General features: G+C 64.4%; 12 protein-coding genes. All 12 read left to right on the top strand.

Annotation, left to right across the window (positions count from 1 at the left end; genetic code table 11):
- Positions 1–359 precede the first annotated feature (359 nt).
- Positions 360–1,130 carry a 2,3-dehydroadipyl-CoA hydratase PaaF gene (gene paaF, locus F2S13_RS13930; protein ID WP_166361699.1) on the top strand — a complete coding sequence of 257 codons (771 nt, stop codon included), beginning with the start codon at positions 360–362 and terminating at the stop codon, positions 1,128–1,130.
- Positions 1,131–1,177: 47 nt separating this feature from the next.
- Positions 1,178–1,969 carry a 2-(1,2-epoxy-1,2-dihydrophenyl)acetyl-CoA isomerase PaaG gene (gene paaG, locus F2S13_RS13925; RefSeq protein ID WP_166361697.1) on the top strand — a complete coding sequence of 264 codons (792 nt, stop codon included), beginning with the start codon at positions 1,178–1,180 and terminating at the stop codon, positions 1,967–1,969.
- A gap of 4 nt (positions 1,970–1,973) precedes the next feature.
- Positions 1,974–3,491: a 3-hydroxyacyl-CoA dehydrogenase PaaH gene (gene paaH, locus F2S13_RS13920; RefSeq protein WP_166361695.1), complete on the top strand. Its 1,518-nt coding sequence runs from the start codon at positions 1,974–1,976 to the stop codon at positions 3,489–3,491.
- The gene (gene paaI, locus F2S13_RS13915; protein ID WP_166361693.1) at positions 3,484–3,924 is read left to right on the top strand and encodes a hydroxyphenylacetyl-CoA thioesterase PaaI; all 441 of its coding nucleotides are present in this window, start codon (positions 3,484–3,486) and stop codon (positions 3,922–3,924) included. The genes paaH and paaI overlap by 8 nt, the downstream gene beginning before the upstream one ends.
- The gene (gene pcaF / locus F2S13_RS13910; RefSeq protein WP_166361691.1) at positions 3,921–5,132 is read left to right on the top strand and encodes a 3-oxoadipyl-CoA thiolase; all 1,212 of its coding nucleotides are present in this window, start codon (positions 3,921–3,923) and stop codon (positions 5,130–5,132) included. The genes paaI and pcaF overlap by 4 nt, the downstream gene beginning before the upstream one ends.
- A gap of 241 nt (positions 5,133–5,373) precedes the next feature.
- Positions 5,374–6,684: a phenylacetate--CoA ligase PaaK gene (gene paaK / locus F2S13_RS13905; RefSeq protein WP_166361689.1), complete on the top strand. Its 1,311-nt coding sequence runs from the start codon at positions 5,374–5,376 to the stop codon at positions 6,682–6,684.
- 182 nt (positions 6,685–6,866) lie between these two features.
- A complete protein-coding gene (gene paaA / locus F2S13_RS13900) occupies positions 6,867–7,856 on the top strand; it encodes a 1,2-phenylacetyl-CoA epoxidase subunit PaaA (RefSeq protein WP_166361687.1) in 990 nt (329 codons plus the stop codon).
- A 27-nt stretch (positions 7,857–7,883) separates the two neighbouring features.
- Positions 7,884–8,165: a 1,2-phenylacetyl-CoA epoxidase subunit PaaB gene (paaB, locus tag F2S13_RS13895; RefSeq protein ID WP_166361685.1), complete on the top strand. Its 282-nt coding sequence runs from the start codon at positions 7,884–7,886 to the stop codon at positions 8,163–8,165.
- 8 nt (positions 8,166–8,173) lie between these two features.
- Entirely contained in the window at positions 8,174–8,929 is a 756-nt protein-coding gene (gene paaC, locus F2S13_RS13890; protein ID WP_166361683.1) for a 1,2-phenylacetyl-CoA epoxidase subunit PaaC, read from the top strand.
- Positions 8,916–9,449, top strand: coding sequence for a 1,2-phenylacetyl-CoA epoxidase subunit PaaD (paaD, locus tag F2S13_RS13885; protein WP_166361681.1), 534 nt, complete (start codon positions 8,916–8,918; stop codon positions 9,447–9,449). The genes paaC and paaD overlap by 14 nt, the downstream gene beginning before the upstream one ends.
- Positions 9,450–9,483: 34 nt before the next feature.
- Entirely contained in the window at positions 9,484–10,560 is a 1,077-nt protein-coding gene (paaE, locus tag F2S13_RS13880) for a 1,2-phenylacetyl-CoA epoxidase subunit PaaE (protein ID WP_166361679.1), read from the top strand.
- 131 nt (positions 10,561–10,691) lie between these two features.
- Positions 10,692–12,746, top strand: coding sequence for a phenylacetic acid degradation bifunctional protein PaaZ (gene paaZ, locus F2S13_RS13875; protein WP_166361677.1), 2,055 nt, complete (start codon positions 10,692–10,694; stop codon positions 12,744–12,746).
- Positions 12,747–12,929 lie beyond the last annotated feature (183 nt).

Here is a 12,929-nt window from a genome sequence, read left to right as displayed (position 1 = left end):
AGACGGCGCTCTGCGGATTGCGCTGCAAAGCGATATGATTTTGTGATTATTTTGTATCACATCGATTTGTTTCAGGAAAGCGGTCAAAGCTGTATCAGATGAAAAACCCGTCGGTCGATTCTTTAAAACCTGCCAGTAAAAGCGCTTACACCCAGTAAATACGGACACATTGCCTGAATCAAAGACACCTCTCCCCCAACCCAAACCCGCACGACAAACCGACAACAGGACACGTTATTTAATTTTTGACTTGTTGTTTTGTATCGCTTTATGCGTATACTCCAGCAAAACGGCCACCCCCGCCGCCCCAACCATTGAGCCAGCCCTGATGTCGGGCCTGCCCCGCGAGGACAGTTTTCATGCCACAAACCCTTGCCGTGCAAACGCACCAGGCCGTTCGCCTGATCACCCTGCAGCGTCCCCAGGCGCTCAACGCCCTGAACACCGAGCTGCTGGGCGAGCTGGCGGCCGAACTGGACGCCGTGGAAAACGATCCGGCCATCGGCGCCGTAGTCATCACCGGCAGCCGCAAGGCCTTCGCCGCCGGTGCCGATATCAAGGAAATGGCCGAACGCGACCTGGTCGGCATCCTCAACGATCCGCGCCTGGCCCACTGGCAGCGCATCGCTGGCTTCAAGAAGCCGCTGATCGCCGCGGTCAACGGTTTTGCCCTGGGTGGCGGCTGCGAACTGGCCATGCACGCCGACATCATCATTGCCGGTGAAGACGCCCAGTTCGGCCAGCCGGAAATCAACCTCGGGATCATGCCCGGTGCCGGCGGCACCCAGCGGCTGTTGCGCGCAGTCGGCAAATCCCTGGCCACGCAGATGGTCCTGACCGGCGAAGCCATCACTGCCCGCCAGGCCCAACAGGCCGGTCTGGTCAGCGAAGTCACCCAGCCGGAACTGACCGTCGAGCGCGCCCTGCAGATTGCCCAGACCATCGCCGCCAAGGCACCGCTGGCCGTACGCCTGGCCAAGGAAGCGCTGCTCAAGGCCTTCGACACCGACCTTGCCAGCGGCCTGCGCTTCGAGCGTCACGCCTTCACCCTGCTGGCCGGCACCCGCGACCGCGAGGAAGGCATCCGCGCCTTCCAGGAAAAGCGCCGCGCAACGTTCACCGGGCAGTAAGCCCTAACGCCATCCGAATCGATCGACCTGTGAGAGCGACAGCCACCATGAATTTCGAGCACATCCTGTTTTCCATCGAGGCTGGCGTTGCCACCCTCAGCCTGAACCGCCCGGACCAGCTCAACAGCTTCAACGCGCAGATGCATGGCGAAGTCCGTGAAGCCCTCAAGCAGGTTCGCCAGAACAGCGAAGTCCGCGTGCTCCTGTTGACCGGCGAAGGCCGTGGCTTCTGCGCAGGCCAGGACCTGGCCGACCGCAACGTCGCCCCGGGCAGCGCCGCGCCGGATCTGGGTGAGTCGATCGAGAAGTTCTACAACCCGCTGATCCGCCAGTTGCGCGACCTGCCGATGCCGGTCATCTGTGCCGTCAACGGCGTGGCCGCCGGCGCGGGCGCGAACATCCCGTTGGCCTGCGACCTGGTCCTGGCGGCGCGTTCGGCCAGTTTCATCCAGGCGTTCTGCAAGCTGGGCCTGGTCCCGGATTCGGGCGGTACCTGGACCCTGCCACGCCTGGTCGGCATGGCCCGGGCCAAGGCCCTGGCACTGCTGGGCGAACGCCTGAGCGCCGAACAGGCGGCGCAGTGGGGCCTGATCTACCGCGTGGTGGAAGACAGCGAACTGCGTGAAGAAGCGCTGAAACTGGCCCGTCATCTGGCCACCCAGCCGACCTACGGCCTGGCCCTGATCAAGCGCAGCCTCAACGCCAGCTTCAACAACAGCTTCGACGAGCAGCTGGACATGGAGCGCGACCTGCAACGCCTGGCCGGGCGCAGCGAGGACTATCGCGAAGGCGTCAGCGCCTTCATGGAAAAACGCAGCCCAAGCTTCAAGGGGCGCTGAGACCATGCCAGCACTCAACAGCAACGCCATCGTCGCCGTGATCGGCGCCGGCGCCATGGGCGCCGGCATTGCCCAGGTCGCGGCCCAGGCCGGCCATCCGGTCAAGCTTCACGACAACCGTCCGGGCGCCGCCGCCCAGGCCATCGCCGGGATCGAGCGGCAGTTGGCCAAACGGGTCGAAAGCGGCAAGCTGGCCGCCAGCGCCTATTCGGCCTGCATGGCCAACCTGCAACCGGCCGATGCCATTGCGGACCTCGCCGATGCGAGCCTGGTGATCGAGGCCATCGTCGAGAACCTGCAGGTCAAGCGCGACCTGTTCCGCCAGCTGGAAAGCCTGTGCAGCACAGACTGCATCCTGGCCAGCAACACCTCGTCGCTGTCGATTACCAGCCTTGCGGCCGAGCTCGCCCACCCCGAGCGCATGGTCGGCATGCACTTCTTCAACCCGGCGCCGATCATGGCCCTGGTCGAAGTGGTCTGCGGCCTGGCCAGCGATGCCAATGTGGCCGCCACCGTGCACGCCACCGCGCGGGCCTGGGGCAAGAAACCGGTATTCGCCCGCTCAACCCCAGGCTTTATCGTCAACCGCGTCGCCCGCCCCTTCTATGCCGAAAGCCTGCGCCTGCTGCAGGAAGGCGTGGCCGATTGCGCCACCCTCGACGGCTTGCTGCGCGAGGCCGGTGGCTTTCGCATGGGCGCTTTCGAACTGACTGACCTGATCGGCCACGACGTCAACTACGCCGTGACCTGCTCGGTGTTCGACGCCTATTACCAGGACATGCGTTTCCAGCCCTCGCTGATCCAGAAGGAATTGGTCGATGCCGGCCATCTGGGCCGCAAGAGCGGACGTGGTTTCTATGACTACAGCGAAGGCGCCGAGCGCCCGCAGGCCAGAACACTGACCAGCAATGCCAAGGTGGAGAGCGTGATCGTCGAAGGCGATCTCGGCCCACTGACCCCTCTACTTGAGCGCCTGTGCCAGCATGACCTGCCGATCATTCAGCGCGACGGCCCAGGCCTGCTGCGGGTCAGCGATGCGGTGCTGGCCTTGAGCGATGGTCGCCTGGCCAGCCAGCGCGTGCGCGAAGACGCCCTGAGCAACCTGATTCTGCTGGATCTGGCGCTGGACTACGGCACGGCAACCCGCTTGGGTATCACCTGGTCGGCCGGCACCAGCCAACTGGCCATCGACCAGGCCGTGGCGCTGCTCGCCCATATCGGCATTGCCGTCAGCCCGCTGCGCGACAGCCCTGGCCTGTGCGTGTTGCGCACTGTCACCATGCTTGCCAACGAAGCCGCCGACGCCCAGCTGCAAGGCGTCGCCTCGGCCGCCGACATCGACCTGGCCATGTGCGCCGGGGTCAATTACCCGCGCGGGCCGCTGGCCTGGGCTGACAGCATCGGTATCGGCAATGTCACCGCGGTGCTGGCCAACCTGCAGGCCAGCTACGGCGAAGAGCGCTATCGCCCTTCGCTGCAACTGCGCCGTCAACTGGCCGAGGGGAAGCCCTTCCATGAATGACGCCATGAACCTCGCCAGCCGTTGCGCCCAGTCGCTGTTCGACCGTGACCAGGCCAGCCAGCGCATGGGCATGCGCCTGCTCGCGGCCGGACCGGGCACAGCTCGGGTCGCCATGGCTGTGCGCGAAGACATGCTCCAGGGCCACGGCACCTGCCACGGCGGCTACCTGTTCGCCCTGGCCGACTCGGCCTTTGCCTTTGCCTGCAACAGCTACAACGACGCCACCGTCGCCATCGGCTGCAGCATCGACTATGTCGCCCCGGCCTATCTGGACGACACGCTGACCGCCGAGTGCATCGAGCAGAGCCGCAGCGGCCGCACCGGCAACTATGACGTACGCATCGCAAACCAGCAGGGCCAGTTGATCGCCCTGTTCCATGGCAAATCCTACAAAGTGCGCGGCACCGTGCTGGCGCAGGAGACCACCGAATGAAAGACGCCCTGATCATCGATGCGGTACGCACCCCCATCGGTCGCTATGCCGGCGCCCTGAGCAGCGTGCGCGCCGACGACCTCGGCGCGGTGCCGCTGCGAGCCCTGATGGAGCGCCACCCGCAAGTGGACTGGAGCGCCGTTGACGACGTCATCTACGGCTGCGCCAACCAGGCCGGCGAAGACAACCGCAACGTCGCGCGCATGTCGGCCCTGCTCGCCGGCCTGCCGGTCAGCGTGCCGGGCACCACCCTCAACCGCCTGTGCGGTTCGGGCCTGGACGCCATCGGCAGCGCTGCCCGCGCCATCCGTTGCGGTGAAGCCGGCCTGATGCTGGTCGGCGGCGTCGAATCCATGTCCCGCGCGCCTCTGGTAATGGGCAAGGCCGACCAGGCCTTCTCGCGCCAGGCCGAGCTGTTCGACACCACCATTGGCTGGCGCTTCGTCAACCCGCTGATGCAGAAGCAGTACGGCATCGACTCCATGCCGGAAACCGCTGAAAACGTCGCCGAGCAATTCAACATTTCCCGCGCCGACCAGGACGCCTTCGCCCTGCGCAGCCAGCAACGCGCTGCCGCCGCCATGGCCAACGGCCGCCTGGCCAAGGAAATCGTCCCGGTGGAAATTGCCCAGCGCAAAGGGCCGGCCAAAGTGGTGTCCCAGGATGAACACCCACGCGGTGACACCACCCTGGAACAGCTGCAGAAACTCGGCACGCCGTTCCGCGCAGGCGGCAGCGTCACCGCCGGCAACGCCTCGGGCGTCAACGACGGCGCCTGCGCCCTGCTCCTGGCCAGCGCCGAACAGGCACAACGCTACGGCCTCAAGGCCCGTGGCCGCGTCGTGGCGATGGCCACCGCCGGCGTCGAGCCTCGCATCATGGGCATCGGCCCGGTCCCGGCGACCCGCAAGGTGCTGGAGCTGGCCAACCTGAGCCTGGCCGACATGGACGTGATCGAACTCAACGAAGCCTTCGCCGCCCAGGGCCTGGCGGTATTGCGCGAGCTGGGACTTGGCGACGACGACGCCCGGGTCAACCCCAATGGCGGCGCCATCGCCCTGGGCCACCCGCTGGGCATGAGCGGTGCGCGCCTGGTGACCACGGCATTGAACGAACTGGAAGAACGCCGGGGCCGCTACGCCCTTTGCACCATGTGCATCGGCGTCGGCCAGGGCATCGCACTGATTATTGAAAGGCTACAGGACTAGGGTTTGCACGAAAAGTCGCCGAGCGGCGATCAGGCAAGGCAAAAACAGGCGAGGAAGCGCAGTTTACTGGTTGTAAATGAGCATTCCGAGCCTGTTTTTAACGCAGCATGATCGACGCGCAGGCACTTTTCGTACAAAGCCTAAAGAATCGCGTTTGCCCATGGATGGTGGCGTATTCTAGCTCCCATGCACTCAAGCCCGTGAAAACGGGCTGCTACACAAAAACAATTCGAGTGAACTCATGAACATGCAAATTTCCAATGCCACCGTGCTTGACCCGATGGAAACCGCCAGCATCGACGAGCTGCGCCATCACCAGCTCGAGCGCATGCGCTGGAGCCTGAACCATGCCTACCAGAACGTGCCGATCTATCGCCAGCGCTTCGACGAACTGGGCGTGCACCCGGACGACCTGAAAACCCTGGAAGACCTGGCCAAGTTCCCGTTCACCACCAAGTCCGACCTGCGCGACAACTACCCCTACGGCATGTTCGCCGTGCCCATGCATGACGTGGTGCGCCTGCACGCCTCCAGCGGCACCACCGGCAAGCCGACCGTGGTCGGCTACACCCAGAACGACATCGACACCTGGGCCAACGTGGTGGCGCGCTCGATCCGCGCCGCTGGCGGACGCAAGGGCGACAAGGTGCACATCTCCTACGGCTACGGCCTGTTCACCGGCGGCCTGGGCGCCCACTACGGTGCCGAGCGCCTGGGCTGCACGGTGATCCCGATGTCCGGCGGCCAGACCGAAAAGCAGGTCCAGTTGATCAAGGATTTCCAGCCGGACATCATCATGGTCACCCCGTCGTACATGCTCAACATCGCCGACGAAATCGAGCGCCAGGGCATCGACCCGCACAAGCTGGCCCTGCGCCTGGGTATCTTCGGCGCCGAGCCGTGGACCGGCGAGCTGCGCAGCGCCATCGAGGCGCGCATGGGCATCACCGCCCTGGACATCTACGGCCTGTCGGAAATCATGGGCCCGGGCGTGGCCATGGAATGCGCCGAGACCAAGGACGGCCCGACCATCTGGGAAGACCACTTCTACCCGGAAATCATCGATCCGGTGACCGGTGAAGTGCTGCCCGACGGCCAACTGGGCGAGCTGGTGTTCACCTCGCTGAGCAAGGAAGCGCTGCCGATGATCCGCTATCGGACCCGCGACCTGACCCGCCTGCTGCCCGGCACCGCCCGCCCGATGCGCCGCATCGACAAGATCACCGGGCGCAGCGATGACATGCTGATCATTCGTGGGGTCAACGTGTTCCCGACGCAGATCGAAGAGCAGGTACTGAAAGTCAAACAGCTTTCCGAGTCTTACGAGATTCATCTGTATCGCAACGGCAACCTGGACAGCATCGATGTGCATGTGGAGCTCAAGGCTGAACATCAGCACCTGGGTGAAGACCAGCAGAAAGCGGTATGCGCCGAGCTGAGCCGGCACATCAAGACCTATATCGGGATCAGCTCGCGTATCGTTTTGCAGCCGATGTTCTCGATCAAGCGGTCTGAGGGCAAGGCTTGTCATGTGTATGACAACCGCAAATAAGACATAGATTCGGACTTTTGCCCCGCCTTGGCGGGGCTTTTTTTTTGCCTGTTCGGTCGAGCACCCGCCCAAAGCGATACAAAAAATTATTACGACACATCATTTTGTGTTTGATATTTTTTTCTGTATCACTTATAAATATCTCCAGGCTAAAGACCCCCCTTCAACGCTGGAGACACAGCATGTACGCACAACTGGTTGAGACTGGCGTGAAACGCGTCAAGACCCTGGACGAGATGTCCGCGCAAGAGCGCGACTTCCAGGAAAAAATCGATGCGGAAATCAAGATCGAAGCCAAGAACTGGATGCCCGATGCCTACCGCCAGACCTTGATCCGGCAGATCTCCCAGCACGCGCATTCGGAAATCGTCGGCATGCTGCCGGAGGGCAACTGGGTGACCCGCGCCCCTACCCTCAAGCGCAAGCTGCAGCTGATGGCCAAGATCCAGGACGAAGCCGGCCACGGCCTGTACCTGTACAGCGCCATGGAAACCCTGGGCGCCGACCGCGACGAAGAAATCGCCAAGCTGCACAGCGGCCGCGCCAAGTATTCGAGCATCTTCAACTACCCGACCCTGAGCTGGGCCGACATGGGCGCGGTGGGCTGGCTGGTGGATGGCGCAGCCATCGTCAACCAGGTGGTACTGCAGCGCACTTCCTACGGCCCGTACGCCCGGGCCATGGTGCGCATCTGCAAGGAAGAGAGCTTCCATCAGCGCCAGGGCTACGAAATTCTCCTGACCATGATGCGCCACGGTACCCAGGCGCAGAAGGACATGGTCCAGGACGCGATCAACCGCCTGTGGTGGCCGTCGCTGATGATGTTCGGCCCGAGCGACGAACACTCGCCCAACAGTGCCCAGTCCATGGCCTGGAAGATCAAGCGCCAGGGTAACGACGAGCTGCGCCAGCGCTTCGTCGACCAGACCATCCCGCAACTGGAACTGCTGGGCTGCACCGCCCCTGATCCGGACCTGAAGTGGAACGCCGAGCGCGGTCACTACGACTTCGGCGAGATCCAGTGGGAAGAATTCTACGAAGTGCTCAAGGGCAACGGCCCATGCAACCAGGAGCGCGTCGCCACCCGCCGCAAAGCCATCGAAGACGGTGCCTGGGTGCGCGCCGCCGCTGTCGCCCACGCCCGTAAAAAACAAAACAAGCACGCCGCCTGATTGGCCGTCTGACCTGGAGAATCTGTCATGTCCGAGTGGACTCTTTTCGAAGTATTCGTACGCAGCAAGCACGGCCTGAACCACAAGCATGTCGGTAGCGTGCACGCCGCTGATGCCGCCATGGCCATCGAGAACGCCCGCGAGCTGTACACCCGTCGCAGCGAAGGCGTGAGCCTGTGGGTGGTGCCGTCGGCGCTGATCACCGCTTCCTCACCGGACGAGAAAGACCCGCTGTTCGACCCTTCCGACGACAAGGTCTATCGCCACGCGAGCTTCTACGAGCTGCCCGCCGAAGTCGGACACATGTGAGGTCGACCATGAATAACGATCTGATCCAATACCTGCTGCGCCTGGGCGACAGCGCCCTGATCCAGGGCCAGCGCCTGTGCGAATGGTGCGGCCACGCCCCGGCCCTGGAAGAAGAGCTGGCGCTGATGAACGTCGGCCTCGACCTGGTCGGCCAGGCCCGCAACTGGCTGGAATACGCCGCCGAGCTGATCAACGACGGTCGCGACGCCGATCACCTGGCTTTCCGCCGTGACGAGCGCTCGTACCGCAACCTGTTGCTGGTCGAGCAACCCAATGGCGACTTCGCCGTCACCATGACCAAGCAATTCCTGTACGACGCCTGGCACTTCCAGGTGTTGCACGGCCTCAGCCAGTCCAGCGACGAACGCATCGCCGGCATCGCCGCCAAGGGCCTGAAGGAAGTCACCTACCACCTGCGCCGCTCCAGCGAATGGATCGAGCGCCTGGGCGACGGCACCGAAGAGAGCCATCAGCGCATGCTCGCGGCCATCCCGCAGGTCTGGCGCTTCACCGTCGAGCTGGTCAACAGCGACGAGGTCGAGCAGCGCCTGCACCAGGCCGGCATCATCGGCAACCCGGCCGAAGTCGCCGTTGCCTGGCAGAGCAAGGTCGCCGACATTTTCGCCAGCGCCACCCTGCCCGTTCCGGCACCGGCCAGCCATTTCTACTTGAGTGGCCGCCAGGGCCTGCACAGCGAGCACCTGGGCCTGCTGCTGGCCGAAATGCAATACCTGCCACGAGCCTACCCCGATGCGACCTGGTGAGCTGATCGGCAGCGACCGCGGCGCGCGTGCTGCCCAGCCTGGCGATTTGCGCCAGGCCTGGGCGGTGCTCGAGCAGGTCATGGACCCGGAAGTGCCGGTGGTCAGCGTGGTCGACCTGGGCATCGTCCGCGACCTCGACTGGCAGGCCGGCCACTTGCACGTGGTGGTCACCCCGACCTACTCCGGCTGCCCGGCCACCGAGGTGATCGAAGACGACATCCGCCAGGCACTGGAACAGGCCGGTTTCGCCGCGCCGAAACTGGAACGCAAGCTGACCCCGGCCTGGACCACCGACTGGATCACCGACAGCGGCCGCGAGCGCCTGCGCGCCTACGGCATCGCGCCGCCCGAAGGCAGCAGCAGCAAGCGCAGCCTGCTCGGCGAAAGCCCCCTGGTGTGCTGCCCGCAGTGCGGTAGCGCCCACACCGAACTGCTCAGCCAGTTCGGCTCCACGGCATGCAAGGCGCTGTACCGCTGCTGCGACTGCCGGGAACCCTTCGACTATTTCAAGTGCATCTGAGCGGCGCGCCCGCCGTGCCTGCTGGAGAACGACCATGAGCAAATTCCACAGCCTGACCGTCAAGCAAGTACGGCCAGAAACCCGCGACGCGGTATCCATCGTTTTCGACATCCCGGCCGACCTGCAGGAAAGCTTCCATTTCACCCAGGGCCAGCACCTGGTCATGCGCACCGAGCTCGATGGCGAAGAAGTGCGCCGCTCCTACTCGATCTGCACCGGTGTCAATGACGGCGAACTGCGCGTCGCGGTCAAGCGCGTGGCCGGCGGGCGTTTCTCGGCCTACGCCAACGACGTACTCAAGGCCGGTCATGTGCTGGAAGTGATGCCGCCGTCCGGGCATTTTTCCGTGCCGCTGGATCCGGCCCGTCATGGCCAGTATCTGGCCGTCGCCGCCGGCAGCGGCATCACGCCAATCCTGTCGATCATCAAGACCACCCTCGAGACCGAGCCCCACAGCCGTGTCACCCTGCTCTACGGCAACCGCTCCAGCTCCGGCGCCCTGTTCCGTGAACAGCTCGAGGACCTGAAGAACCGTTACCTGCAGCGCCTGAACCTGATCTTCGTGTTCAGCCGCGAACAGCAGGACGTGGACCTCTATAACGGCCGCATCGACGCCGGCAAATGCGACCAGCTGTTCAGCCGCTGGCTGGACGTGAAAGCCCTGGACGCCGCCTTTATCTGCGGCCCGCAGGAAATGACCGAAACCGTGCGCGACGCCCTCAAGGGCAAGGGCATGCCGGCCGAGCGCATTCACTTCGAGCTGTTCGCCGCCGCTGGCAGCGAAACCAGGCGCCAGGCCCGCGAGGCCGCTCGCCAGGTCGATTCGGCAGTGAGCCAGATCACCGTGATCAGCGATGGCCGCGCCCTGGCCTTCGACCTGCCGCGCAACACCGTCAGCGTACTGGATGCCGGCAACGCCATCGGTGCCGAACTGCCGTACTCGTGCAAGGCCGGGGTCTGCTCGACCTGCAAGTGCAAGGTGATCGAAGGCGAAGTGGAAATGGACAGCAACCACGCCCTGGAAGACTACGAAGTGGCGGCTGGCTACGTGCTGTCCTGCCAGACCTTCCCGGTCAGCCAGAAAGTCGTGCTCGATTTCGACCAAATTTGATGCGCACCCCCTGTAGCCGCTGCCGCAGGCTGCGCTGAGGTCCGCAGGACCTCCAATTGCGCCCGCGTCGCGGGCGAGCGCAGCCTTCGGCAGCGGCTACAGGTGCGAACCACCCTACTTGAGGAACCGTGATGTCTCACGCCCCTACGCTGCAAAGCTTCATCGCCGGTCGCTGGATCGGTCAACACGGTGCACAGGCCCTGCGCAGTGCCCTGGACGGTCACGTCCTGGCCTACTCCCATGAAGAGCGCCCGGACTTCGCCGAAGCCATCGACCATGCCCGCCAGCAAGGTCTGCGCGAGCTCATGGCCATGGACTTCCAGCAGCGTGCCGCCCGCCTCAAGGCGCTGGCCCTGTACCTGGCCGAGCGCAAGGAACAGCTCTACGCGATCTCCCACCACAGCGGCGCGACCCGTGCCGACAGCTGGATCGACATCGAGGGCGGCAACGCTACCCTGTTCACCTACTCGGGCCTGGGCTCGCGGGAACTGCCGTCGGGCAACATCGTCCATGAAGGCCCGGCCATCCCCCTGGGCAAACTCGGCAAATTCGCCGGCAGCCACATCCTGGTACCGCGCGGCGGCGTCGCCGTGCACATCAACGCGTTCAACTTCCCGATCTGGGGCATGCTGGAAAAGTTCGCACCGAGCTTCCTGGCCGGCATGCCGTGCATCGTCAAGCCCGCCACCGCCACCAGCTACCTGACCGAAGCCGTGGTGCGGATGATGCACGAGTCCGGCCTGTTGCCGGCCGGCAGTCTGCAGCTGGTCATCGGCAGCACCGGCGACCTGCTCGACCGCCTGCAGGGCCAGGACTTCGTGACCTTCACCGGTTCCGCCGACACCGCCGCCAAGTTGCGGGTCAACCCGAACCTGGTGCGCAACTCGGTGCCGTTCAACGCCGAAGCGGATTCGCTGAACTGCGCCATCCTCGGCCCGGATGTCACCCCGGACGATGAAGAGTTCGAGCTGTATATAAAGGAAGTGGTCCGCGAAATGACCACCAAGGCCGGGCAGAAGTGCACCGCCATCCGCCGCGCCATCGTTCCGGCCAAACACATCGACGCCGTGGCCACGCGCCTGCGCGAACGCCTGGCCAAGGTCGTGGTGGGTGATCCTTCGGTGGAAGGCGTGCGCATGGGCGCCCTGGCTTCCCATGACCAGCAGGCCGACGTCGGCGAACGCCTGAACAGTCTGCTGCAAAGCTGCGACCAGCTGTTTGGCGCCCAGGACGGTTTCGCCCCGCGCGGCGAAGGCGTCAGCGAAGGTGCGTTCTTCGCCCCGACCCTGCTGCTGGCTCGCGACCCGCACGCCGAAGGCGGCGCCCACGACATCGAGGCGTTCGGCCCGGTCAGCACGCTGATGGCTTACGACGACCTCGACGAAGCCCTGGCCCTGGCCGCACGCGGCAAAGGTAGCCTGGTCGCCAGCCTGGTAACCAAGGACCCGCAAGTCGCGGCCAAAGCCATTCCGGTCGCTGCCGCCTGGCACGGCCGCCTGCTGGTGCTCGACAGCGAAGCCGCTGCCGAATCCACTGGCCACGGCTCGCCATTGCCACAACTCAAGCACGGCGGTCCAGGCCGTGCCGGTGGCGGTGAAGAGCTGGGCGGCCTGCGCGCGGTCAAGCACTACCTGCAACGCGCTGCCGTACAGGGCTCCCCGACCATGCTCGCCGCCGTCACAGGCGAACACGTGCGTGGCGCCAAAGTCATCGAAACCGACGTGCATCCGTTCCGTCGTTACTTCGAAGACCTGCAGATCAGCGAGTCCCTGCTGACCCACCGGCGCACCGTCACCGAATCCGACCTGGTCAACTTCGGTTGCCTGTCGGGCGACCACTTCTATATGCACTTCGATGAGATTGCCGCCAAGGAATCCCAGTTCGGCAAGCGCATCGCCCACGGCTATTTCGTGCTGTCGGCGGCGGCCGGTCTGTTCGTCTCCCCGGCGCCGGGCCCGGTGCTGGCCAACTATGGCCTCGACACCCTGCGCTTCATCACGCCGGTGGGCATTGGTGACACCATCCAGGCAAGGCTGACCTGCAAGCGCAAGATCGACCAGGGCAAGAAGAGCCCGCAGGGCATCCCGCAAGGGGTGGTGGCGTGGGATGTGGAGGTGACCAACCAGTTGGGTGAACTGGTGGCCAGTTATGACATTTTGACGTTGGTGGTGAAGCGGGAAGGCTAAACACCTGTTACCTCGTTCCCACGCTCCGCGTGGGAACGCCTCTCCTGACGCTCTGCGTCCCTTTGCTGCGCGTCTGCCACTGCATTCCCACGCGGAGCGTGGGAACGAGACCCTTCGCCCGCAAAGAAATGTCATAAAAAATCTGCTAGATGTAAACGTGTTGTACGATCCCGGCACAGCTTC

It is taken from the genome of Pseudomonas akapageensis, assembly GCF_011355085.1.
In the GTDB taxonomy this organism is placed as follows: domain Bacteria; phylum Pseudomonadota; class Gammaproteobacteria; order Pseudomonadales; family Pseudomonadaceae; genus Aquipseudomonas; species Aquipseudomonas akapageensis.
Note: the sequence above shows the minus strand (reverse complement) of the source record. Positions and strands in the feature narration are given on the sequence as shown.

Bases quoted from the DNA above. Each gene is read 5' to 3' on its own strand.
- paaF (WP_166361699.1), top strand. From the start codon at position 360: ATGCCACAAACCCTTGCCGTGCAAACGCACCAGGCCGTTCGCCTGATC.
- paaG (WP_166361697.1), top strand. From the start codon at position 1,178: ATGAATTTCGAGCACATCCTGTTTTCCATCGAGGCTGGCGTTGCCACC.
- paaH (WP_166361695.1), top strand. From the start codon at position 1,974: ATGCCAGCACTCAACAGCAACGCCATCGTCGCCGTGATCGGCGCCGGC.
- paaI (WP_166361693.1), top strand. From the start codon at position 3,484: ATGAATGACGCCATGAACCTCGCCAGCCGTTGCGCCCAGTCGCTGTTC.
- pcaF (WP_166361691.1), top strand. From the start codon at position 3,921: ATGAAAGACGCCCTGATCATCGATGCGGTACGCACCCCCATCGGTCGC.
- paaK (WP_166361689.1), top strand. From the start codon at position 5,374: ATGAACATGCAAATTTCCAATGCCACCGTGCTTGACCCGATGGAAACC.
- paaA (WP_166361687.1), top strand. From the start codon at position 6,867: ATGTACGCACAACTGGTTGAGACTGGCGTGAAACGCGTCAAGACCCTG.
- paaB (WP_166361685.1), top strand. From the start codon at position 7,884: ATGTCCGAGTGGACTCTTTTCGAAGTATTCGTACGCAGCAAGCACGGC.
- paaC (WP_166361683.1), top strand. From the start codon at position 8,174: ATGAATAACGATCTGATCCAATACCTGCTGCGCCTGGGCGACAGCGCC.
- paaD (WP_166361681.1), top strand. From the start codon at position 8,916: ATGCGACCTGGTGAGCTGATCGGCAGCGACCGCGGCGCGCGTGCTGCC.
- paaE (WP_166361679.1), top strand. From the start codon at position 9,484: ATGAGCAAATTCCACAGCCTGACCGTCAAGCAAGTACGGCCAGAAACC.
- paaZ (WP_166361677.1), top strand. From the start codon at position 10,692: ATGTCTCACGCCCCTACGCTGCAAAGCTTCATCGCCGGTCGCTGGATC.